A 23,554-nucleotide genomic window follows, 5' to 3' on the forward strand; every position below is an offset into this window, starting at 1 on the left:
AAAACGGTATACCATCCGAGGCTGCCCGCCGCTAGGGTGGTTGGCCGTGACCGAATCGATCGACGCAGCAGCACCGGTGTCGCAGACGGCGCAGCTCTACGACAACCTCCGAGCCGCGATCCTCACGCTCGACATCGCGCCGGGTGAGCGCATCTCGGAGCGCGGGCTCGAGGCCCGGTTCCACGCGTCACGCACCCCCGTCCGCGCCGCGCTGTCCCGGCTGGAGCGCGAGGGACTCATCCTGCACGAGGGTCGCTCGTGGACGGTCACCCCGATCGACCTCGACGAGATCGCCTCACTCGCGGAACTGCGTGGCGTCCTGGAGCCCGCCGCCGCCCGGCTGGCGGTCTCGCGTGCTTCCGCGGAGCAGCTCGCCGAGGTCCGGGCGCACCTCCACACCCTCCGTCCGACACCGGACCAGCAGTCCGGCATCCGGATGGGCTCGACGTTCCACCTGGACCTGGCCGCACTCGGCGGCAACCGGTTCATCACGGAGGCCATCGCCGACGCGCTCACCCGGCTCGAGCGCACCCGATGGATCGAGGTCCGCACGCCCGAGGCCCGCGACGCCGCCTGGGCGGAGCACAGCGAGATCATCGATGCGGTGCAGTCCGGCGACGCGGACCGCGCCGCCGAACTGCTCGCCGCGCACGTCGCCGGCACCAACGACCGCCTGCTCGCGTGGATCGCGCAGGAGCGTCGCCGTCTGCGCGGAGCGGGCATGGCGATCGTCGGCGCGACCGACCGCTGAGCAGCACGGCGGCGGCGATCACCGGCCCTGCTGCGCTCGCCGACGTGACCCACCGCTGAGCCGAGCGCGCGTGACGGAGTCGACCCGGGCCTCCTGCCCGAGACCGCGTCAGCGGCTACTCGGGCCGAGACCGCGTCAGCGGCTACTCGAGCCGCGCTCCGTCGTCGGTGTCGTCGAGCGCGATCGCGCCCGTGTGTTCGAGGAGCGCCTCGCGCACCTCTGCTTCATCGCGGCTCACGCGGATCGCGTCGCGGCGTCCTGAATGGGTCGACTGTGACATCTGGATCGTCCTTCCCGAAGGCGGGCCGAGGCCCGCGATGACGCGGACACCGTCCGCTGGTTGCGCTTCCCCACGGGACGTACTGAGGTCGCCCCAGTGTGGTCCGCTGCGTCCGCGGAACGCAAGGGTCCACACCGCGCTGTGGAGAAGTGTGTCGGGGACCGGTGCCTAGGATGGTCCGCTGTCGGGGCGGCTCACTCCCGGCGTCGACGAACGGACGGACGGGAGGCACGGGTTGAGCGAGCAGCGCACCGCACCTCCCACGGTCTACGACGTCGCCTCCGCGGCGGGTGTGTCCATCGCCACCGTCTCGCGTGTGCTCCGCACCCCGGACGCCGTCCGGGAGGGCACCCGTGACCGCGTGCAGGCAGCGATCCGGACGCTCGGGTACGTGCCGTCGGGCAACGCCAGGGCGCTCGCGGGCAAGCGCACCGGGGTGATCGGGCTGCTGCTGCCCGGGTTCGACGTGGTCCCGGACGAGCGACCGGGGCTCGTGACCGACGGCGGGGTCCGCGTGGTCGACGACCGCCGTCACGTGACGCAGCCCTTCGCGTCCAACCTGTACTTCGACGAGGTCCTCCGCGGCGCCGAGACCGAGGCCTGGCAGCGTGGCCTCGCCCTCATGGTGGCGGCGGGACGTGGACCCTCGCGCGACGTGATCGTCAACGACGTCGCCGGCCGCGTCGACGGACTCGCGGTCCTGGCGCAGACCGTGCCGGACGAGCTGCTCGAGCACGTCGCCCGCCGGATCCCCGTCGTGGTGCTCGCCGACGACCGCCGCTCGCACGGGTTCGACTCGGTGAGCGTCGACAACGCCGCCGGCATGCGCACCGTGGCCTCGCACGTGATCGGCCGGCTCGGGATCGACTCGATCGCGTACGTCGCCGGTCCCATCGACTCCCCGGACGACATGGAGCGGTGGACCGGGTTCCGGGCGGCGCTCGCCGACCACGGCCTCCCCGTCGAGTCGGTGCGGACCGTCCACGGCGACTTCGGCCGGGCCCGCGCGCGGGAGCTCGCGGCGGCCCTGCTCGCCGATGCAGCCCCGCGGGCGATCGTCTGCTCGAACGACCAGTCGGCGCTCGGCGTGCTCGACGCCGTCGCGGCGCGGGGGCTGCGCGTGCCGGAGGACGTCGTCGTGACCGGGTTCGACGGCATCGACGCCGGACGGTTCTCGTCCCCGCGCCTGACGACGGTGCACCAGCCCATGGGCGAGCTCGGGCGGGCTGCCGTGGCGGCGATCGTCGACCGGCTCGAGCGTACCGAGGGGCCGCCGCGGTCGGTGCGCCTCCCCGTCGAGGTGCTCCTCCGCGAGAGCTGCCCCCCGGCGCTCTAGCGCCGCGCGCCGCGCCGCCGCGGCGCTGCCGTGGCGCTGCCGCGCCCCTGGGTCGTTCCGTGCGTGGTGAGTCGTTTCGTGCGTGGGGGGTCGGAACTTCCCACCACCAACGCGCGTTTCCTCTTCCCAGAGTGGCCGAGATGGGACGGATCGCGCGTGTTCCGTGGCGGGGCCAAGCCGAGCCTCCCGGCAGTCCCGCTGAGCGGCAGCACCACCCGCCCGCTGCCCGCCGAGATCGCACGAACTGTCGCATCGGTGCGCCTGACGCGACACAAGGTGCGATCTCAGCGCCCCTCGGCGGCCGTCGGCGGCACGCCGTGGCCGCTCGAGGGCCGCGTGCGCGGAGCCGGCGCACGCCGAGCACGCGGCGTTCCGGGGTGCACCACAAACCCCCGGTTGCAAAGCGCGATGTAAGCGCATACATTGTCCCGGTACCCACTCGACACGGAGGTCGACCGAGCAATGACGCTTCCCCCACAGCGCACGCGCTCCCCGCGCGTCCCCGGCGCACGCCGTGGCCGGCGCGGACGCCTGATGGCGGCCCTCGCCGGGCTCGCAATCGTGGCCCTCACGGCTACCGGCTGCAGCATCCAGGTCCGGTCCCAGCCGGACCCGAGCATCGGCAAGGACACGATGCTCATCAACGCGGACCACGGCAACCCGCTGTTCGACCGCAACTTCAACCCGTACATCGCGAACGCCCGCACCGCGTCGAAGTGGATGTACGAGCCCCTCATCGAGGTGAACCCCCTCGACGGCAAGCGCAACCCGTGGCTCGCGAGCTCCTGGACGCAGCCGGACGCCAAGACGATCGACATGACGATCCGCAGCGGCGTCAAGTGGTCCAACGGTGACGCCTTCAGCGCGAAGGACGTGGTCTTCACGTTCGACCTGCTGAAGAAGTTCCCGGCGATGGACCTCAAGGGTGCCTGGCAGCACATCGCGAGCATCGAGCAGCAGGGCCAGCACGTCATCTTCCACCTGAAGTCGGAGGACGTCCCGAGCCTGACGATCATCGGGCAGACGTACATCCTCGGTGAACAGCACTGGAAGGACGTCAAGGACCCGACGACGTTCCGCGACCCGAACCCGGTCGGCACCGGCCCGTTCGTGCTCGGCAACTACACCGACCAGCAGTACTCGATGGACAAGAACAAGTCCTACTGGCAGGCCGACAAGATCGCCATCAAGCACCTGATCCTGCCGGCGACGAACACGCAGCTCGACACCGTCACGCGTGGCTACGACTGGGCGTACGCGTTCATCTCCGACGTCCAGGGCACGTGGGGTGCAGCGTCCAAGACGAACACGTACTGGTTCCCGCCGGGGGGTGTGATCGGCCTGATCCCGAACCTGACGAAGGCGCCGTACAACGACGTCAACGTCCGCCGGGGCATCTCGCTCGCACTGAACCGTGACGACATCGCCGAGACCGCGACCGAGGGCAACCTCAAGGCGGCGGCGCAGACCGGCCTGATCCTGCCGAACCAGGAGCAGTACGTGAACGACAGCATCCCGGACAAGGGTGTCGTCACGCAGGACACGAAGGCCGCGATCGCGAGCTTCGAGAAGTCCGGCTACACGGTCCAGGACGGCAAGATCGTCAAGGACGGCAAGCAGCTCGAGATCAACATCATGACCGCGAACGGCTACTCCGACTGGCTCCGCGCCGCACAGGAGGTCCGCCGCAACCTGACCGCCATCGGCATCAAGGTCACGATCAGCGCGCCGCAGCCCGCCGGGTACCAGTCGAACATCAACAACGGCACCTTCGACATGGCGATGGGCGGCATGGGCAACGGCGACGTCTACCAGGCGTTCAACTCCCTGCTGAGCTCCGACTTCTACCAGCCCGTCGGCAAGTCGACGGTGAACAACTACGAGCGCTACAAGAACGCCGACACGCAGAAGCTCCTCGACGAGTACAAGGCGACGACCGACACCGCGAAGCAGCAGGAGATCCTCGATCAGCTGCAGGAGGTCGTGTACAACGACCTGCCCGTGATCGGGATGTACTACGGCGGCCTCTGGGGCCTGTTCAACACGTCGAAGTTCGTCGGGTGGCCGAGTGCGGACGACCCGTACATGGCGCCGCAGAACTACGACTCGGCTCCGCTGCTCATCTTCTCCAAGCTCCGACTGCGCGACAGCGCCGCGGGACGCAAGATCCTCCAGGAGCAGAAGTGAAGTACATCCTCCAGAAACTCGTCCTCTTCGTCCTGACCCTCTGGGCCGCGGTCACGCTGAACTTCGTGCTCCCGCGACTCATGCCGGGCAGCCCGACCGACGCGGCCCTGGCGAAGCTCAGCCAGAACGGCCCGGTCACCGATGCCACCAAGAAGGCCATCGAGGCCCAGCTCGGCGTCCCGACCGGCAACCTGTGGGACCAGTACGTCAGCTACCTGCACCAGGTCGTGACGCTCGACTTCGGTGTGAGCTACACGTTCTACCCGCAGGACGTGGGGTCGCTGGTGGCCCGCGCGCTGCCGTACACGCTGATCCTCGTCGGCCTGGTCACGATCATCGCGTTCGTGCTCGGCACCCTGATCGGTGTCGGCGCAGCGTGGAAGCGCGGCACCTGGCTCGACTCCCTCCCGACCCTGTCGGGGAGCTTCATGTCGACGTTCCCGTACTTCTGGACCGCGCTCCTGCTGCTGTTCTTCCTCGGCTACGTCCTGCACTGGTTCCCGACCACGGGCGCGTACTCGGCGACGACGACACCGGGCCTCAGCGGCGCATTCGTCGGTGACGCCCTGCAGCACGCGATCCTGCCGGCCGTGACGATCCTCGTGACGAGCCTCGGCGGCTGGATCATCGGCATGCGCAACGCGATGATCAACACCCTCGGCGACGACTACGTCACCTTCGCCGAGGCGAACGGTCTCCGTGGCCGCACGGTCGCGATCCGCTACGCCGCCCGCAACGCGATCCTGCCGAACCTGACCGGCTTCGGTCTGGCACTCGGTGGTGTCGTCGGCGGTTCGGTGCTGGTCGAGCAGGTGTTCGGCTACCCGGGCATCGGCTACCTGCTCTTCAACGCCGTCATCGGGCAGGACTACCCGCTCATGCAGGCACTGTTCCTGATGATCACCGTGTCGGTGCTCATCGCCAACTTCATCGTGGACGTCCTGTACGGCGTCCTGGACCCGAGGACTCGACGATGAGCACTGTCGCAGTACGCACGCAAGACGCACCGGAGCAGCAGGCTCCGTCCCGATGGAAGAGTGCAGCCCGCCAGTTCGGCGTCGTCTGGGGCAACACGAAGGCCCGGATCGGGATCATCATCCTCGCCGTGTTCGTCGTCGTGGCGCTCGCAGCACCCCTCCTCGCCCCGTACGGCGCGTCCCAGAACGGCTTCGCCCGTTCCGCCGACGCGACGTGGGCGCACTGGATGGGCACGACCGCAGCCGGTGAGGACGTCCTCTCCCAGATCATCTACGGCGCACGCATCTCCGTGATGGTCGGTGCGGTCGCGGGCATCCTGTCCACGCTCGTCGCCGTCGCGATCGGTCTCAGCTGGGGCTACGTCCGCGGCTGGATCGCCGAGGTCATCGGGTTCATCGTGAACCTGTTCCTCGTCATCCCGGGGCTGCCCCTGATGATCGTCATCGCGGCCTACCTGCAGAACGGCGGGATCGCGGTCATCATCGCGGTCATCGTGGTGACCGGCTGGGCGTGGGGTGCTCGCGTGCTCCGCTCCCAGACGCAGTCGCTCCGCGGTCGCGACTTCGTGACGGCGGCGCAGTTCTCCGGTGAGGGTGCGACCCGCATCGTCTTCCGCGAGATCCTGCCGAACATGACCTCGCTCATCGTCGGCTCGTTCTTCGGTGCTGCGACGAGCGCGATCCTCGCGGAGGCCGGCCTGGAGTTCCTCGGCCTCGGCGACTCCTCGATCGTCAGCTGGGGCACGATCCTCTACTGGGCGCAGAACTCCAACGCGCTGCTCACCGGTCAGTGGATCCTGCTGTTCGCCCCGGGTCTCTGCATCGCGCTCCTCGCGATGAGCCTGACCCTGATCAACTTCGGCGTCGACGCCGTGTCCAACCCGCGACTGCGCGAGGGTGCGCGGCCCCGTAAGGAGCGAAAGAATGCCTGAATCCACCCTGGAGGCTCGGCCCGACTCCGCCCCGCGGGCTGCGGACGTCCTGCTCGACGTCCGTGACCTGTCGGTGGTCTACGAATCGGCCGGACAGACCGCGGTCCAAGCGGTCGACCACGTGTCGTTCTCGCTGCGGAAGGGCGAGTTCGTCGGCCTGGTCGGTGAGTCCGGTTCCGGCAAGTCGACGCTCGGCTACGCGCTGACCCGTCTGCAGAAGCCGCCGGCGCGCACGAACGGCGGCAGCATCGTCTTCGCGGGCAAGGACATCCGCGACCTCGACGAGGAGGCGCTCCGGCAGCAGCGCCAGGGCGGGTTCGCCATGGTGCTGCAGTCCGGCATGAACGCGCTGAACCCGGTGCGCACCATCCGGAACCACTTCATCGACATCTTCAAGGCCCACGGCCACGTCCCGCGCGAGCGCTGGGACAGCCGGATGCGGGAGCTCGTCGGCAAGGTGAAGCTGCCGGACTCGATGCTCGCCCGGTTCCCGGGCGAACTCTCCGGCGGCATGCGACAGCGCGTCTCGATCGCGCTGGCGCTGTCCCTCGAGCCGCAGCTGATGGTGTTCGACGAGCCGACCACGGCGCTCGACGTCCTGGTGCAGCACGCGGTGATGGACACGATCATCGAGCTGCAGCGGTCCGAGGGCTTCACCGCCGTGCTGATCTCCCACGACCTCGGCATCGTGCTCGAGGCCACGGAGCGCGTCCTCGTGATGCACGAGGGCCGGATCGTCGAGGACGGCGGCTCCCGCGAGATCCTCCGCGACCCGCAGGACGAGTACACGCAGATGCTGCTCTCGCACTACGCGGACCCGCGCGCCGAGGTCGTCTCGCTGCCCGGTTTCCCGGACCGCTCCCTCCGGGGGGAGTCCGGTGCCAGCCGCCAGGAGACGACGACCTCGCACGCGACCGTCGGTTCCCGCGAGCGCAGTGCCGCGAAGAACCCGATCGTCGTCGAGGGCCTGGTGAAGACCTACGCCCCGCCGCGTCGCGGTGAGGACCCGGTCCGCGCCGTCCGCGACGTCTCGTTCACGCTCGAGCCGGGGCAGTCCCTCGCGCTCGTCGGCCAGTCGGGTTCCGGCAAGTCGACGATCGCGAAGATGCTCACCGGCGTCGAGAAGCCCACCTCGGGCACCGTCCGCTTCGGTGACCTCGACGTCGCGAAGCTCGGACGCCGAGGCCTGCGCGACCTGCGCTCCGAGGTGCAGATGGTGTTCCAGGACCCGTACGCGGCCCTGAACCCGCTGCACACCGTGGAGTACACGCTCACCCGTCCGGTCGTGAACTACACCGGGCTCCGCGGCAAGGACGCCCGTCGTCGGGTGCTCGAGCTCCTCGAGACCGTGGGGCTGTCCCCGGTGGAGCAGTTCGCGCAGAAGCTCCCGCACCAGCTCTCCGGTGGGCAGCGGCAGCGCGTGGTGATCGCCCGGGCGCTCGCGAGCGACCCGCAGGTGATCATCGCGGACGAGCCGGTGTCGATGCTCGACGTCACGCTCCGCGCCGGTGTGCTCGCACTCCTCGAGGACCTGCGCGAGCAGTGGGGCGTCTCGCTCCTCTACATCACGCACGACCTGCTGAGTGCCCGGCTCATCACCGACGACATCATGGTGCTGCACGACGGCGCCGTGGTGGAGCGCGGCCGGACCGCCGACGTGCTGCAGCACCCGCAGGACAGCTACACGATCGACCTGCTCGACGCGGTCCCGAACCCGCGCCGACGGCTCGCGGAGGGACTGATTTGACCACGCTGCACGACTTCGAGGCGGTCCCGTCGTTCGGGCACCTGCCCACCCCGGACGGCGTCGACGTCGTCGGCATCGACCTGCCGATCGGTCGGCTGACCGCGTACCGCGTCGTCCCGGACGGCGCGAGCAAGGGCACCGTGCTGATCGTCCCCGGGTACACCGGCTCGAAGGAGGACTGGCGCACGTTCATGCCGCTCCTCCGCGATGCCGGCTGGACCGCGGTGGCGATCAGCCGTCGCGGGCAGGCCGATTCGGCAGCGCCGGCGGAGCCGCGGGACTACGCGCTCGAGGCGGAGGCCGCCGACGTCGTGCGCGTCGCACGGCTGCTCGACGACGGGGCGCCCGTGCACCTCATCGGGCACTCCCTCGGCGGCGTCATCGTCCGTGCGGCGGCGATCCAGGACCCGAGCGCCTTCCGCGACGTCGTGCAGTTCTGCTCCGGCCCGTACGGCTGGCCGTACCGCAAGGTCACCGAGCTGACGATCATGCACGACACCGGCGGGAACAACCGCACCCTGTTCGACGCGACGAACCCGCTCTGGGCCGGACGCCCGGACGAGGAGCTCCCGGACGACGTCCGCATGGTCCGTGAGCGGTTCGACGCCACGAGCCCGCTCAGCGTCACCGCCGGCGGCCACATCCTCGAGGACCACACCGACGCGTCCGCCGAACTCCGCGCCACCGGCCTCCCGGTGCTCGTCACGCACGGCGAGTGGGACGGCGCCTGGCCGATCCCGTGGCAACGCGCGATGGCCGAGGACACCGGCGCCGAGTACGTCGTGATCCCGGAGAGCTACCACGGCCCCCAGGTCGAGAACCCGCTCGGGACGGTCGCCGTCTTCGATGCGTTCTTGGCGAAGCACTGAAAGGACCCATCATCACCACGCTCAGCTTCCCCGACGGTTTCCTCTGGGGCGCGGCCACCGCTGCCCACCAGATCGAGGGCAACAACGTCAACAGCAACTGGTGGGTGCACGAGCACGAGCCGGACACCACGATCGTCGAGCCGTCCGGCGACGCCGCGGACAGCTACCACCGTTACCGCGAGGACATCCGCATCGCGGCCGAGCTCGGGCTGAACTCCTACCGGTTCAGCATCGAGTGGGCGCGCATCGAGCCCGAGCGCGGGTTCGTCAGCCGCGCCGAGGTCGACCACTACCGGCGCATGGTGGAGACGTGCCACGAGTTCGGCATCGAGCCGATCGTCACGCTCATGCACTTCACCGTGCCGCGCTGGTTCGAGCGCGACGGCTTCTGGCGCGCCCCCGACGCGGCGGACCTGTTCGCCCGGTACACCGAAGCCGCGCTCCCCGTCGTCCAGGACGGCGTCCGCTACGTCTGCACGATCAACGAGCCGAACATCGCGGCGATGCTCGCGGGTGGCGAGGACGCCGCGAACCTGGTCGCCTTCGGCCTGCCGAACCCGGACCTCGGCGTCGCGGACGCGCTCCTCGCGTCGCACAAGCGCTCCCGCGAGGTCCTGTCGCAGGTGGACGGCATCAAGTCGGGCTGGACCATCGCGACCCAGGCGTTCAAGGCGTCGGGGGAGCCCGGCTCCGAGGAGATGCTCCGCGAGTACGGCTACCCGCGTGACGACTGGTACCTGGAGAACGCCGCGGGTGACGACTTCCTCGGTGTCCAGGCGTACACCCGGACGTTCATCGGCCCCAACGGTCCGCTCCCCGTCCGGGACGACGTCGAGACCACCCTCACGGGCTGGGAGTTCTACCCGGAAGCCTCGGCCGACGGTCTCCGCAGCGCGTGGGAACTCTCCGGCCACGTGCCGCTGATGATCACCGAGAACGGCATCGCCACCGCCGACGACACCCGCCGCCAGGCCTACACGCAGGGTGCCCTCGAGGGGATCCACCGCTGCATCGAGGACGGCATCGACGTGCTCGGCTACCAGCACTGGTCCCTCCTCGACAACTACGAGTGGGCGTCCGGCTTCCGGCCGACCTTCGGCCTGGTGTCCTGGGACCCGGTGACGTTCGAGCGCACCCCGAAGCCGTCCGCGCACTGGTACGGCGGCGTCGCGACGGCGAACGCCCTCGAGTCCCAGGCCGACTAGGAACCCGACGCCAGCAGCTCGGCCGTCGCCGGTTCGCGCAGGAGATCTGCGCGGTCCGCGGCGGTCGAGCCCTCGTCGTCCCGGGCATCCCGGTCCACGTCGAGCTCGAGCGCGGCGCGCACCGTGTCGACGTCCCCGGAGTCCACCGCGGCGATCAGCACCGTCGCGCCACGTGACCCCCGTGTCGTGGTGTCCGCGCCCGCCTCGGCGAGGCCGCGCACGATCGCCGCGTGCCCACCCCAAGCAGCGCGGACGATCGGCGTGTTGCCGTCGCTGTCCCGGGCCTCCAGGCCGGCGCCCGACGCGACCAGGACGTCGACCGCAGCCCGTGCGTCCCGGTCGATCGCCAACGTGAGCGGCGTCCGCCCCTCGGAGTCCGGCAGGTCGATCGATGCGCCGCGGCCGAGCAGCTCGGAGAGCATCTCGGGGCGGTCGAACCACGCGGCGGCGTGCAGCGGGGCGAAGCCCCAGCGCGGGTCGAGGTCGTCGACGTCGCTCGCGTCGTCGGCCAGGTGCAGGCCGCCGAGGTCGCCGTACGCCGCGGCACGGACCACCTCGTCCGCCCACTCCACCCAGCCGTCCGGCACCGGGCCGTGCCACCCGCGTGCCGGTCGTGCTTCGAGGTCGGTGAAGTCCTCCTCGTTGACGCTCCGGACCTCGACGGTGACGTCGGTGAAGCGGATCGCGACCTCGCCGACGGGGGAGACGAGGAGCCGGAGCTCCCAGCCGTCCCGACCGACGTGCTCGATCTCTCCACGGGCGATGTGTGCGTCCCCGGCGAGCAGCGCCTCCGGCTCGAGCACTGTCGGATCGATCACGGCGTCCTCGAACCGCAGTGCGACGCGCGCGTGGTTCCAGCGCCGCCAGAGGCCCTCTGCGGTGTCGAGCACCTCGTCGTTCCGGACCATGACCTGCGCGTGCAGGACCACCGGGTCGGGCTCGCCGTGGTCCGGGAGTGCAGCGGTGTCGTCGGTCTCGGCCGCTGCGTGCCGGTGCGCCGGCTCGACGGTCCACTTCGCGATCCGGGAGTCGCTCCACCGGACCGTCGCGAGAGCGGCGATCGGGGGTGGGGCGTCCTCCAGAAGGCGGGCGAGGTGTTCGGCGTGGCCGTCGAAGTCCTCGAGCGACACGTAGCCCACCGCGGGCCAGTTCACTCGGGACCAACGCATGGGGTCGAGACTACCGGGGCCTACCGCTCGGTCGCGGAGTTGCCCGTGCCGTGGTCCTCGACCTCGGCGTGGCCGCCGTGCTGGACGACGTTGTCGTTGCCGGCGAACACGATCTTCGCAGCGGAGTCCGCAGTGACCTTCGTGGCGTTGCCCTCGATGACGAGGAGGTCGAGCGCCGGGAGGGTGATCGTCGTGCCCTTCTTGGCCGCACCGACGATGCTCACGGTCTTGCAGTCGCCCTCGAGCGAGAAGTCGCCCGTGAGCTTCGAGGCGAGGACGGTGGCCTGCCCGTCGACGCACTCGTCGTAGACGGTCTTCGCGACGCTCGGCGCGGTCGAGGTGCTCGAGGTCGGCTTCGCGGTGTCGGGCTGGCTCGCGGCGCAGCCGGTCAGGCCGGCGAGGGCGACGGTGGCGGCGAGGGCGGCGATGACGGTACGGGCACGCATGAGGGCTCCTTGGTTCGGGTGTGATCGGCGCGGCTCGATGGGGCACGCGCCTCATCAGTGTCCAACATGTCAATATTCAGTGTCAAGCATTGCAATATCTCGCATGTGAAATTAGATTGGGGATGTGGCCGTGCTTGCGGTGCACCACCCGATGCGCTCAGAAGGAGCCCCCATGTCAGCTCGCAACCAGACCGTCGTGATCGTCGGACAGGGGTACGTCGGACTGCCCGTCGCCATGCGTGCGGTCGAGGTCGGCTACGACGTGATCGGCATCGACGTCGACGTCCGCCGGTCCTCAGCGCTGCAGGAGGGCCGGTCCTACGTCGAGGACGTCCCCGATGCCCAGGTCCGGAGGGCGCTCGCATCCGGGCAGTACGTCGCCACGGACTGCTACGACTCGCTCGTCGAGGGCTTCGACATCGCCGTGATCACGGTCCCCACCCCGCTCCGGGACGCCGCACCCGACCTCAGCTACGTCGAGCAGTCCGCGGCGTCGCTGGCCGAGCACCTCCGGCCGGGCGGCACGATCATCCTCGAGTCCACCACCTACCCCGGCACCACGGACGAGCTCGTGCTGCCGATCCTCGAGCGCGTCTCCGGGCTCACCGCCGGTCGGGACTTCCACCTCGGGTACAGCCCGGAGCGGATCGACCCGGGCAACGCGACGTGGGGGTTCGTCGAGACGCCGAAGGTCGTCTCCGGGATCGACGCCGCCTCGCTCGAGCGAGTGCAGGACTTCTACGGCGCGCTCGTAGACACGACCGTCCCGGTGTCCGGCACGCGTGAGGCGGAGCTCACGAAGCTCCTCGAGAACACCTTCCGCCACGTCAACATCGCCCTCGTGAACGAGCTGGCCGTGTTCGCCGACCTGCTCGGTGTCGACGTCTGGGAGTCCATCGACGCGGCCGCGACGAAGCCGTTCGGGTTCATGAAGTTCACGCCAGGACCCGGCGTCGGCGGTCACTGCCTCCCGGTGGACCCGAGCTACCTGTCGTGGCAGGTCAAGCGCTCGCTCGGACGCACCTTCCGGTTCGTCGAGCTGGCGAACGACGTCAACGACCACATGCCCGACCACGTGGTCGAGCGGATCGCGGGCATGCTCAACGACGCCGGCCGCCCCGTCCGAGGATCGCGGATCCTGCTCGCGGGACTCGCGTACAAGAAGAACTCCGGGGACACGCGCGAAGCACCGTCCGCCCGGGTGATCGAGTTGCTCACGTGCATGGGGGCAGAGCTCATCGGTGTCGATGCGCACGTCGAGGACCACCGCTGGCCGACGTCGGTCATCCGCGCCGACCTCACACCGACGCTGATCCCGACGATCCACGCTGCGATCGTGCTCACCGAACACGAGGGCGTCGACCTCGAGCTGCTCCGCGGCATCCCGACGCTCGACACCCGGAACACGCTCGGCGCCGGCGGCTCCGTCGTCGTCCTCTGACGCGGGACCCGATCACCATGCTGAAGATCGTGCAGTACGGCGTCCACGACGTCACCTACCCGCGGAACGCCCGCGTGCGCGCCGCGTTCCAGGACCGGTTCGACGCCGAGGTCGTGGTCGTCACGCAGTCCCGGGCGTCATCGCGGCTGCGGCGGATCCGGCAGGACCTCCACGGGCTGTGGCGTGCCTCGGCCGGAGCGGACGTGGTCATGCTCGCCGAGATGCGGTTGACGCACGCGCCGCTCGTCTGGCTGGTCGGACGACTCCGCCGCGCGGTGGTCGTGATCGACCGGTTCATCGGTCTGCACGAGACCGCGGTCGAGGACTGGGGGTCGGTCGCCGCCGGAAGCACCCGTGCCCGTCGGCTCGCGTTGCAGGACGCGATCGCCACCGGACTCGGGGACCTCGTCGTCACCGACACGGCGGTCCGAGCGCGCGCGCTCTCCGCGGTCACCGGCCGGGAAGTGCTCGACCTCCCCGTCGGCGCGCCTGCCTGGGCGGGCTCGACGGCTCCGATCCGACCGGGCTCCCGGCTCCGCGTGCTCTACTACGGGAACTACATCCCGCTGCACGGCACCGAGCTCGTCGTCGACGCCCTCGCCGAGCTCACCGCCACCCGTCGCTTCACCGCGACGTTCGTCGGCAACGGTGTGCGGCGCGCCGCGATCGAACAGCGCGCCGCAGAGCTCGGCCTGCGCGGACGCATCACGTTCCTCGACGCCGTGTCCGAGTCCGAGCTCGCCGAACTCGTCGAGCGCCACCACGTCGTCCTCGGGGTGTTCGGGTCGTCCACGAAGGCGACGAGCGTCGTCGCGAACAAGGTCTGGCAGGGACTCGCCGCCGGACGGGTCGTCGTCACGCAGCGTTCGGCCGCGGTGGAGGAACTCGCGCGCATCGCCGGCCCGCTGCTGGTGCAGACGGATCCGGGTTCGGCACACGCGATCACGAGCGCGCTCGCAGACATCGAGCTCGACGCGCTCACCACCGACAGCGCCCGGGCGCACACCGCGCAGCTCGCGGCACGGCTCGAGGACTTCGTCGCCGTGCGGTTCGACCGGTTCTCCCGACGACTCGCCGCACTCGTCGCGGGCGGCCCCCGGTGAACGCCCGTCGCGTCACCCGGATCGGTGCCCAGCTCGCGCTGTACGTCGGAGCCCCACTCCTCGGTTCGCTCGCCCCGCTCGTCGTCATCCCCGCGGTCACGTCGCAGTACGGCGCCGCCGGGTGGGCGAGCGTCGCCGTCGCGCTGTCCGTCGGGCTCGCCGGTGCGGTCATCGGCGAGCTCGGCTGGGTCGTCGTCGGCCCCCAGAAGGTGTCGAGGGACCGCGCGGCAGCGAGCGGCCTCTACGAGCGCGCCCTCGCCTCCCGGCTCGTCGCCGTCGGGGTCCTCGCCCTGCCGGTCGCCGTCGCGAGCGGCACGCTTGCGCACGAGCACCGGACGGCCGCGGTCCTGCTCGGGCTCGGCATCCTCGGCGGTGCGCTCAGTCCGTCCTGGTACTGGACCGGACTCGGCCGACCGGCGACCATCCTCCTGGTGGAGGCGCTCCCGCGCATGACCCTCGCGCTCTCGGCCGCCGGTGCGATCGCGCTCGGCGCTCCGCTCGAGTCCTACGGAGCCGCACTCTGTGCGGCGGCGGCGCTCACCGTGCTGCTGTCCGCTCGGACTGCCGGCGTCCGTGCCTGGCCGTCTCGTGCGGCGTTCCGCGCGGCACCGTCGACCGCCCGCTCCCAGTCGGTCGTGATGCTCGGACGGACGATCAGCACCCTCTACCGCGCGCTCCCGGCAGCGCTCCTCGCCGGAGTCACCCCCGGGGCCGTCGCGACCTTCAGTGCCGTGGACCGGCCGCTCCGGATGGGGCTCCAGTTCCTCGCCGTCGTCCCGCAGCGCCTCCAGACGTGGGTCGGTGTCGAAGACCAGGTGATCGCACGGCGACGGGCCGTCCAAGTCGTGCTGATGAACATCGGTCTCGGGGCAGCAGCCGGTGTCCTCGTGCTCGCCGCGATGCCGACCTTCGTCGCCGTGCTCTTCACCGGCGTGGTCGCCGTCGACGGCGCCCTGGCAGCGATCGCCGGGCTGCTCGTCGCGGTAGTCTGCGCAGCACGCGGCTTCGGCCTCGCGCTGGTCGCACTCGGCCGCGCGGACGCCTCGACCTGGGCTGCCGCGTCCTCGGCGGTCGTCGGGATCCCGGGTGCGGTCTTCGGTGGCGTGCTCGCCGGTGCGGAGGGAACGATGGCAGCGCTCGTGATCGCGGAGTTCGTCGGACTCGTCCTGCAGTGGGGCATCCTCGCACGGGCCGTCCGGGCGCCGAGCGGCGCCGGCAGCGGAACCGCGCAGAGCGCCAGGGGCTGCACCGACGCCGAACGGCTCCGGTCGTGATCCTCGCGGCGCTGGTCGGCCTCGCAGCGCTCGCCGCAGTCGCCACCGGCATCGTGCTCGTCCCCGTGGACGCACGTCGCGGGGCCGCGGTCGTCCTCGCGCTGGTCCTGCTCCTCGTCGGTGCCGGTTCCGCCGCACCGGCCATCGTCCGGGACGCCGTGGTCTTCGGGAGCGCGGCGGTGCTCCTGATCGGGCTGCTCGCCGGCGGACGCCGCCCCGCCCGCGGCGGTCCGGTGATCGCCATCGCGGTCGTGTTCCTCGTCGTCGTGCAGACCGTGACGATCCTGAACGCGTCCTTCGCGACCCTGCAGTTCACCCGACTCGCCGTCCTCGCCGTGCTGGCACTCGTCGCGGTCAGCGGCTTCACCGCCCGGGAACGCCGGATGCTCCTCACCGCATTCATCACCATCGGCGTCGTCGAGGCCGGCCTCGGACTCGTCGAGTTCGCGGTGACGCACCGCCCGATCCCGTGGGGGAACCGGGTCTACGCCGACGGGTCCGAACCGTCCCTGCGGAACCCCGTGCTCCCCGGATCACTGCTGCGCGTCTCCGGCACGCTCGGCCACCCCATCCCGTACTCGATCGTCCTCGGGCTGGCCTTCGTGGCACTGATCGCGACGGCACGACAGCGGCCGCGACTGCTGTCCGTGACGATCGGTGCGGCGCTGTCCGCCGGGGTCCTCCTCTCCGGCAGCCGTACCACCCTGATCGCACTCGCCCTGGCGCTCGGGTTCCTCCTCTGGACCTCTGACGCGACAGGGCGGGCCGTCCGCATCCTCATCGTGACGGTCGGGGTGCTCCTCGGGTTGGTGGTCTTCTGGCCGGCACTCGGCGCGTCGGTGGACCGGCTCCTCGGCTCCGGGTCCTACACGAACCGCGCCGGTGCGTTCGAAGCGGTCCCGGCGCTCCTCGGACGCGATCCGCTCGAGATGTTGTTCGGGAGCGGCTACGGCACGGACATGCTGCTGTACCAGCGGGGGCTCTTCCCGCAGAACGGGTTCTGGATCATCGACAACCAGCTCGTCACGACCCTCGGGACGGAAGGACTCATCGGGCTGTTGCTCGTCGTCGGGTTCCTCGTGACGTCGTTCCTCCGGGGCGACCGCACCCGGCGGGCGTTCCTGCTGATCCTGTTCGTCACGCTGTTCTCGTTCGACTACTTCGGGTGGACGGTCGTCTTCTTCCTCCTGATGGTCGTGCTCGCGCTGCCCACCGCACGCGACGTGGAGCGGCCCGCCGAGGCGGAGCGCACCGTCCAGAACGCCTGACGCGCCTGCCCGGCGCACGACAGAGCCCCACCCGCGAGAAGCGGGTGGGGCTCTGTCGTGTCGTCAGACCGCGGACGCACCGGGCGCTGCGGGGCCGCGCCGGGCCTCCAGTCCGGTGGTCACCCGGCATCCTGCCTGGCGAGCCGGCGCTCGCTCCTCGGCATCGCCGGCGCTGCACGCCGCCCGCGTCGCGGGACGAGTTCGCTCGGGTCGAGTGCGTCGTCGCCGGCGCGCTTGCCGTAGTACGCGTAGTAGGTGCCGTACCCGTAGGACCCCGCGCCCTTCGCCGGCAGCATCGTCATGACGATGCCGAGGGTCCGGCTGCCGACGCTCGAGAGCGCGTCGATCGCGACACGGAGCTGGTTGCGGGTCGAGCGTCCGGCTGCGGAGATGACGAGCGCACCGCCGGTCAGGCGGCTGAGGATGGCCGCATCCGTGACCGGCAGGAGCGGTGGCGCGTCGATGATGACGTAGTCGAACTCGGTGGTCAGTTCTTCGAGCAGGACCCGCATGCGCGCGCTGCCGAGCAGTTCGCTGGGGTTCGGGGGGATCCGCCCGGCGGGGATCACGTGCAGGCCGCCGTGGCCCCAGGGCTGCAGGACCTCGGTGATCTCCGCCTGCCCGATGAGCACGTCGGTGAGCCCGACAGCGCCTTCGACACCGAGGATCTCCGCGAGGCGCGGACGGCGGAGGTCGGCGTCGATGATCGCCACGCGTGCGCCGTTCTCGGCCATCGCGATCGCGAGGTTCGCCCCGGTCGTCGACTTGCCCTCCGAGGGCACCGCCGAGGTCACGACGAAGCTCCGCGTGGACTCGTCGAGGTCGATGAACTGCACGTTCGTCCGGAGGGTGCGGAACGATTCTGCACGGGGGCTCCGCGGGTCGACCTGCACGATGAGCGGTCGCTTCGGTGCGCCCGGGTCGAACTGGATGCCGCCGAGGATCGGCGCATCGGTGACGGCCTCGACGTCGTCCTGGCGGCGGATCTTCGTGTCGAGCGTCGCGCGGAGCACCGCTGCGCCGGTGCCGAGCAGGATGCCGGCGAGGAGCCCGACAGCGAGGTTGATCGAGAGCTTGGGGGAGGACGGCTTCGACGGTTCGACGGGTGGCTGCACCGTCCCGATCTTGACCAGGCTGGGGCCGCCGGCAGTGGGGACCTCGAGGTCGTTGCCGACGACGTCCTTGAAGCTCTCGCCCACCGCGGTCGCGGTCTTCACCGCCTGAGCGGGGTCGGAATCGGTCACGGTGATCGTGATGAGCACGGTGTTGACGGGGGAGCTGGCGTTGATCCGGCTCGCCAGCGACGGCACCGAGGTCTTCAACCCGAGTTCGTCGATCACCGGCTGCAGCACGCTGGCGCTGGTGACGATGTCGACGTAGCTCTGGACCTTGCCCTGCGCGGCGCTGTTGCCCTGCACGAGGTCGCTGGCCGTCGCGCCCTGCGACTGCACGGAGACGAAGAGCTTCGTCGAGGTGCTGTACATCGGCGTGGTGAGGACCGCAAGGCCGCCGCTGAGCCCGATCGCCATCACGACGAACGCGGTCACGAGCAACCAGGATCGTCGGAGGATGCGGATGAAGTCCTGGATGGTCACTGTTGCCTCGCTCGGGTCGTCGGTCGGGTGTGAGTCACTGCGTTTGTTATTCTAACACCTGATATGTCAATTCTGCATGGCCGAGACGGCCGCATGGAACGACGCCTCGATGGTGAGGTGCTGCGCGTTCGCCCACCCGTGCTCGACCACTCGCGTCCGGAACAGGTCGTCCTGCCGTAGCCGTCGGATCGCGGCGTCCCACCGATCCGGTTCGCCGATCGGCAACACCAGCTGGTCCCGGAGCTCGGCATCCGTGTACAGCAGCGGTGCCACCCCGACCTGGTCGCTCATCACGACGGGCACCCCGGCGCTCGCCGCCTCCACCGGGGTGCGACCGAAGGCGTCGCGGTGCGACGGGACCACGCACACCCCGGCGTCGGCCCAGATGTCGCCAGCGGCTCGCCATCCGCCCCAGGCGAGGTTCGGTGGGGAGGCCCGGTGCAGTTCCGCCTCCAGCGCGCCGGTCCCGTGGATGCGTGCGTCCACCCCCGTGCGCGCGGCGATCTGCATGAACAGGTCGGCGCCCTTCTCGGTGGAGAGTCGCCCGGCGAAGACGATCGGCGCCTCCGCGCGGGAGCGACCGCGAGCGAGGAGCGGGACACCGGCCGGCACGATGCTGCCGCGGCCCGAGTGCCCGAGCTGGGCCTCGAGGAGCGGCGTGGTGGACCAGACGTCGTCGAACCGGGCGAGGGCGCGGCGCTCCATCGCGGACAGCAGGACCCGGCGCGCACCGTGCTGTTCCCCGACAGCGGGCCACGGGAGTCCACGGACCCACGCCACGCGGCGCTTCGCGAGGAGGTCCTGCCGCCGGGCGATCACCATGTCGGACTGCGGGATCAGCGAGACGATCACGTCGGCGGACCGGACGGCGTCGGAGTCGAGCAGTCGGTCGACCGCGGGCAGGAGGTGCCGCCCGTGCTCCGTGACGACGTGCTCGGTGAGCCGGTCGTCCTCGACGGGGATGCCGGCGGCCTCCGGGCGGACGCCGAGCACCGCATGCCAGTCGTGGCCGGCCGCGCGCGCCGTCGTGACGAGGTCGACCGCGGAGCGGTACACGCCGCTCCGGGCCATCAGCGGGGCGGCGACGAGCGTGACCCTCATCGGGAGACGCCGACGGAGCTGCCGACGAGGAGGTCGGTGATGAGATCGGTCTTGTCCCGCCACGTCGCACCCACCGGGATGGTGGTCGGGGTGCGGGGGACGCGTGTGGCGCTCCGGGTCCAGTCGCCGATGACCTCGGCGTGCTCGTGGATGCGCGTGGTGGTGACGCCGCCGATGCCACGGGTGCCGGCTCCGGCCACCGGGGTGGTCAGCGTGGGGAGCCCGGCGGCGCGGTACTCGTACGTCTTGATGATGTCGCCGCCGACCTCTCCCGCTCCGACCCGGTGCGGGACCCAGCCGACGTCGAAGCCCTCGAGGAGCTCGGGGACGTCGGCGTAGTGCACGTCGCCGAGGAGTTCGACGTTCCCGAGTGCGGCGAGCGGTGCCCGGTACTCGGCGTCGAGGATCGGTCCTGCGAAGACGAAGCGCACGTGCGGCAGCGCCGTGATGGTGGCGACGATGCCGGGGAGGTCCAGGCGACGGCCGATCTTGCCGACGTAGCCGACCGTCGTGGGGCCCGTCGCGGTGTGGTTCGGGGAGAAGCGCTCGGGATCGCAGCCGTTCGGGACCAGGATGACGTCGTCCCGGCCGAAGCGCCGTGCGAGCTCCGCGGTGCCCTCGGCGTTGGCCGTGACGTGGGTCGCGCGCTCGAACGCCGCGGCGTAGGCGCGTTCGACGTGCGCCGCGATCGGCGCGAAGGCGTAGTGCTTCGACCAGTCGTCGAGCAGGTCGAGGACCGTCACGCGGGAGTCGGCGAACGGTGTCGCTCCTGCCGGCGCGAGCGCGGTGAACGGGTTCCAGACGATCGCCGGCGTCGCATCCGCGATGTGTGCGATCCGTGGGTACGCGGCAGTGGCGGTGACCCACCAGTGGCGGCGGGAGAAGGGATTGGGAAAGCGGAGTGTACGGGTCTCGTGCGGGTGGGTTCCCGGAGCGAGGCTGCGGTCCGACCGGGGGCGTCGGGCGATCGCGGGCTCGGGTCGGGAGACGACGTCGACGCCACCGTGGGACCCGAACGAGCGGCCGAGCCATTCGATGACGTGGCCGTCGCGGGTCCGGTAGCCCTCGTCGGACAGCTTCCGCTGGCCGTGCATCGGGTAGGCCAGGACGGCGCCGGACCAGGGGGTGTGCTGCTGCTGGGACATCGGGTTCCTTGCGTTCGGGAGGTGTGGTCGTGCCGATGGGCGGCAGGGCTGGTGTGCTCTGCCGCCCATCGGGTGGTGCTGGGTGGTGCTGGTGGTGGGTGTTACTTCGTGGCGGGTGCGTCGGGGGCGAAGATGAAGTTCTTCAGGACGCGGGTGGTGGTGCCGTTGGTGGTGGTCTCGTCGAAGTTGAGCGTGTAGGTGTTCGTCGGGCCGTAGGCGCGGGTGTACGACCAATCGCCCTTCTGGTCGGCTTCGGTCTCGAAGACCTTGGTGCCGAGGGTGGTCGTGACGGTGATCTTCGAGAACGCGGATGCCTTGCCGGTGAAGGTGGTGGCCTTCATGGGCGTGTAGGTCTCACCGGCGGCAGGGCTGGTGAGGGCGAAGTCCTGGACGACGGGGGCGGCGAGGTTCAGCGGGACCGTGTTGATGGTCTTGCCGTCCTTGGTCTGGGTGAAGGTGAGCGTGTAGGGCGCTGAGGGGCCCATGGTGCGCTCGAATGCCCAGTCGCCGTTCTCCTTCACGGTCGCGGAGCCCATCACGGTGTTCCACTGGTTCCGGGCGGTGACGGTGGCGCCTGGCGTGCCGACGCCGGTGAAGGTGTTCGAGCCCGGGCGGTAGGAGTCGCCGTCCTTGTGGCTGGTGATCGTCATCGGGGTCTCGGTGACGAGCGGCTTGAGGACGAAGCCCTCACGCTTGTCGGTCTTGCCGTCGAGCGCCTTCTGGACGAACGTCAAGGTGTACTCGGCGGTCGGACCGTACTGGCGGGCCGAGGTCCACGTGCCGTTGGACTGGTTCGCGCGGGTCTCGAAGACCTTCGTGCCCCACTGGTTCGTGGCCGTGATGGTGGCGCCCGGGGTCGCGGTACCGGTGAAGGTGTAGTCCTTGCCGGCGGTGTAGGTCGCGGGTGCTTCGTTGTCGATCGTGAGGTTCTTGAAGGAACCCAGCGGTGCGAGCGCGAACGCGGCGGACTTGCTCCCGCTGCCGTCCAGACGGGTCTGCGTGGCGGTGAGCTGGTACTCCGCAGCCGGACCGTAGACACGGTCGAAGGACCACGTGCCGTCCTTGCCCGCGGTGACCGTCGCGATCGACACGTTCCACTGGTTCGTGATGACGACCGTCGCGTACGGGGTCGCAGTGCCGGTGACGGTGGTGGTCTTCATCGGCTCGTAGACGCCGTCCGCGGGGCCGGTGATGGCCGTGCCGGTGGCCTCCTGCTTGCCGTCCGCGGTGACCTTCACCGCTGCGGTCGTCGTCAGGTTGCCCTTGGACTGCTGCGACACGGTGATGTTCGTGATCGAGCTGGACGGGGCGATCTCGACCGGAGCGGAGAAGGTGTTGTCCGTGCCGACGGTGGTGGTGACCGTCTTCGCGCCACCGGTGATGGTGACCTTCGACCCGGAGACACCGGTTCCGGTGACGGTGACATCACCCGGGGTCACACTGCCCGTGGCCGGACCCGTGATCGCCACGGCGTTGCCGTAGTCCAGGACGGCGTCCTTCTGCGGCGACTCGACGCCGTCCGTGGTCTGGGACACCTTGAACGTCTGGACACCGGAGCCCGGCGCAGTCACGGAGAAGGAGTACTTCCCGTCGGACACGGCCTGCGAGTCGATCTCGTCACCGTTCGGTGCGTAGAGCTTCATCGTCGAACCGTCCACGCCGGTGCCGCTGATCGTGGCCTTCTTCGTCACGTCGTCCGCGAAGGCGCCGACCGCGGTGAACTCGTTCTTGCTCGCCTTCACGGTCACGGTCGACGTGCCGTTCACGAGGAAGCGCCCGACGTTCGTCACGCCGACGAACGACTGCTGCACGGGACTGGTCGTGTCGGCCGGAATCGCGTCCGCGGTGACGTAGATCCGCCATGAGTAGTAGCGGTTGGCGCTGGCCTTGGCGCCCGCTGTGATCTGCCCGGTGAACTTCGTGCCGTCGGCCGACACCGATCCCTTCGCGTCCATCGTCGGGTGGTCCACCCAGACGTTGTTCTCGGCGATGCGGCCCTTCGCGACCGTCTGCCCAGCTGTGAACTTGGTACCAGTCGGTGCGGTCAGGAACACCATGCCGTCGGACAGTGTCGAATCGGCGGTTGCCTCGACCGGGACCGAAACGCCCACGGTCTTGCCGGCCTCAACCTCATAGGTGTACCCCGGCGCGGACTCGAATCCGCCATCGACGGCCGACTCAGGGCCGCCGATCAACGGCGTGGGCGTGTCCGAGTTCATGAACGGGCGCCCGCTGTGGCTCCCCTCAGTACCCAGGTACTTCAACGGGGTCGTGGCCGTCGCGAAACTGCCGTTCGTGAAGAGGAACTTCTGCAATGGAGACGTCGAGCAGGCTTCGGCGCGGAGGTAGTTCGCGCCGAAGTTGCCGACCCCCAGGCACTGCCCGCCCGTGTTCGTGACGCGCATGGTCTCCGCGTCGTACGTGAAGTCCGCGGCCCGGCGTTCGGCCTCGCTGAGTGACTCGCTGATCATCTCGGCGGCGTTCGAGTCAAGGGAGCTGAAACGGTCACCCTCCTGCCAGACGAACTTGAACGGCGCGGAAGGAGTACGGGCTTCGGGGGCCGCGGAGGCGGCGGTAGCGCCGAAACTGAGGCCGGAGGCGACGGTGGCTGCGGCGAGCGCCGTCGCGCCGAACGCCTTGAGGGTCTTGTGCTTTCGCATGGGTGTGTGCTTTCTGTGATGGCCCGGTGCCGTGGTGTCGGGTGGCCGGGTCGGGTAACAGGAGACAC

The 23,554-nt window shown here is 70.2% G+C and carries 19 protein-coding genes; 12 read left to right on the forward strand and 7 right to left on the reverse strand.

Features of this window, described 5'->3' with window-relative positions; genetic code table 11:
* The first annotated feature begins 46 nt into the window (after nt 1-46).
* Entirely contained in the window at nt 47-751 is a 705-nt protein-coding gene (locus EDF24_RS05015) for a GntR family transcriptional regulator (protein WP_243698162.1), read from the forward strand.
* Between the two features lie 142 nt (nt 752-893).
* Here the strand turns inward: EDF24_RS05015 and EDF24_RS19065 are convergent, their stop codons facing one another.
* Nucleotides 894-1,031, reverse strand: a complete 138-nt coding sequence (locus EDF24_RS19065; RefSeq protein ID WP_165931293.1) for a hypothetical protein — start codon at nt 1,029-1,031, stop codon at nt 894-896.
* A gap of 235 nt (nt 1,032-1,266) precedes the next feature.
* Between EDF24_RS19065 and EDF24_RS05020 the strand changes: the two genes are divergently transcribed.
* From EDF24_RS05020 to EDF24_RS05050, 7 genes are all read left to right on the forward strand, one after another.
* Nucleotides 1,267-2,367, forward strand: coding sequence for a LacI family DNA-binding transcriptional regulator (locus EDF24_RS05020; protein ID WP_185017267.1), 1,101 nt, complete (start codon nt 1,267-1,269; stop codon nt 2,365-2,367).
* 462 nt (nt 2,368-2,829) lie between these two features.
* On the forward strand, nt 2,830-4,554 hold the full coding sequence (locus tag EDF24_RS05025) for an ABC transporter substrate-binding protein (RefSeq protein WP_260233354.1): 1,725 nt from the start codon (nt 2,830-2,832) through the stop codon (nt 4,552-4,554).
* On the forward strand, nt 4,551-5,531 hold the full coding sequence (locus tag EDF24_RS05030; RefSeq protein ID WP_123654584.1) for an ABC transporter permease: 981 nt from the start codon (nt 4,551-4,553) through the stop codon (nt 5,529-5,531). Before EDF24_RS05025 ends, EDF24_RS05030 begins: the two co-directional genes overlap by 4 nt.
* Nucleotides 5,528-6,463, forward strand: coding sequence for an ABC transporter permease (locus EDF24_RS05035; protein WP_123654583.1), 936 nt, complete (start codon nt 5,528-5,530; stop codon nt 6,461-6,463). The genes EDF24_RS05030 and EDF24_RS05035 overlap by 4 nt, the downstream gene beginning before the upstream one ends.
* Entirely contained in the window at nt 6,456-8,210 is a 1,755-nt protein-coding gene (locus tag EDF24_RS05040) for an ABC transporter ATP-binding protein (RefSeq protein ID WP_123654582.1), read from the forward strand. The genes EDF24_RS05035 and EDF24_RS05040 overlap by 8 nt, the downstream gene beginning before the upstream one ends.
* The gene (locus EDF24_RS05045) at nt 8,207-9,079 is read left to right on the forward strand and encodes an alpha/beta fold hydrolase (protein WP_123654581.1); all 873 of its coding nucleotides are present in this window, start codon (nt 8,207-8,209) and stop codon (nt 9,077-9,079) included. Before EDF24_RS05040 ends, EDF24_RS05045 begins: the two co-directional genes overlap by 4 nt.
* Nucleotides 9,080-9,087: 8 nt before the next feature.
* Nucleotides 9,088-10,284 carry a glycoside hydrolase family 1 protein gene (locus EDF24_RS05050; RefSeq protein WP_221180741.1) on the forward strand — a complete coding sequence of 399 codons (1,197 nt, stop codon included), beginning with the start codon at nt 9,088-9,090 and terminating at the stop codon, nt 10,282-10,284.
* Here the strand turns inward: EDF24_RS05050 and EDF24_RS05055 are convergent.
* Both EDF24_RS05055 and EDF24_RS05060 read right to left on the reverse strand, forming a co-directional pair.
* Nucleotides 10,281-11,453: an ankyrin repeat domain-containing protein gene (locus EDF24_RS05055; protein ID WP_123701299.1), complete on the reverse strand. Its 1,173-nt coding sequence runs from the start codon at nt 11,451-11,453 to the stop codon at nt 10,281-10,283. The two genes, EDF24_RS05050 and EDF24_RS05055, sit on opposite strands and share 4 nt — an antisense overlap.
* 20 nt (nt 11,454-11,473) lie before the next feature.
* Nucleotides 11,474-11,899 carry a DUF3060 domain-containing protein gene (locus EDF24_RS05060; RefSeq protein ID WP_123654579.1) on the reverse strand — a complete coding sequence of 142 codons (426 nt, stop codon included), beginning with the start codon at nt 11,897-11,899 and terminating at the stop codon, nt 11,474-11,476.
* 172 nt (nt 11,900-12,071) lie between these two features.
* On the opposite strand from EDF24_RS05060, the gene EDF24_RS05065 reads away from it, so the two are divergent.
* From EDF24_RS05065 to EDF24_RS05080, 4 genes are read left to right on the forward strand one after another with little or no spacing between them, the layout of a single operon-like run.
* Nucleotides 12,072-13,340 (forward strand): nucleotide sugar dehydrogenase, encoded by a 1,269-nt coding sequence (locus EDF24_RS05065; RefSeq protein ID WP_123701300.1) that lies wholly within the window; start codon nt 12,072-12,074, stop codon nt 13,338-13,340.
* Between the two features lie 17 nt (nt 13,341-13,357).
* The gene (locus tag EDF24_RS05070; protein WP_123701301.1) at nt 13,358-14,443 is read left to right on the forward strand and encodes a glycosyltransferase; all 1,086 of its coding nucleotides are present in this window, start codon (nt 13,358-13,360) and stop codon (nt 14,441-14,443) included.
* Nucleotides 14,440-15,717: a hypothetical protein gene (locus EDF24_RS05075; RefSeq protein WP_123701302.1), complete on the forward strand. Its 1,278-nt coding sequence runs from the start codon at nt 14,440-14,442 to the stop codon at nt 15,715-15,717. The genes EDF24_RS05070 and EDF24_RS05075 overlap by 4 nt, the downstream gene beginning before the upstream one ends.
* Nucleotides 15,714-16,985, forward strand: a complete 1,272-nt coding sequence (locus tag EDF24_RS05080; RefSeq protein ID WP_123701303.1) for an O-antigen ligase — start codon at nt 15,714-15,716, stop codon at nt 16,983-16,985. Before EDF24_RS05075 ends, EDF24_RS05080 begins: the two co-directional genes overlap by 4 nt.
* A 119-nt stretch (nt 16,986-17,104) precedes the next feature.
* Here the strand turns inward: EDF24_RS05080 and EDF24_RS05085 are convergent, their stop codons facing one another.
* The 4 genes from EDF24_RS05085 to EDF24_RS05100 form a co-directional block, all read right to left on the reverse strand.
* Complete coding sequence (locus EDF24_RS05085; RefSeq protein WP_123701304.1) at nt 17,105-18,580, reverse strand: polysaccharide biosynthesis tyrosine autokinase; 1,476 nt, start codon at nt 18,578-18,580, stop codon at nt 17,105-17,107.
* A gap of 66 nt (nt 18,581-18,646) precedes the next feature.
* A complete protein-coding gene (locus EDF24_RS05090; RefSeq protein WP_123701305.1) occupies nt 18,647-19,681 on the reverse strand; it encodes a glycosyltransferase family 4 protein in 1,035 nt (344 codons plus the stop codon).
* On the reverse strand, nt 19,678-20,826 hold the full coding sequence (locus EDF24_RS05095; protein ID WP_221181338.1) for a glycosyltransferase: 1,149 nt from the start codon (nt 20,824-20,826) through the stop codon (nt 19,678-19,680). The genes EDF24_RS05090 and EDF24_RS05095 overlap by 4 nt, the downstream gene beginning before the upstream one ends.
* A gap of 101 nt (nt 20,827-20,927) precedes the next feature.
* The gene (locus tag EDF24_RS05100; protein ID WP_123701306.1) at nt 20,928-23,486 is read right to left on the reverse strand and encodes an Ig-like domain-containing protein; all 2,559 of its coding nucleotides are present in this window, start codon (nt 23,484-23,486) and stop codon (nt 20,928-20,930) included.
* Nucleotides 23,487-23,554 lie beyond the last annotated feature (68 nt).

Origin of the sequence: Curtobacterium sp. PhB130, assembly GCF_003755165.1 — a bacterium.
GTDB lineage: Bacteria > Actinomycetota > Actinomycetes > Actinomycetales > Microbacteriaceae > Curtobacterium.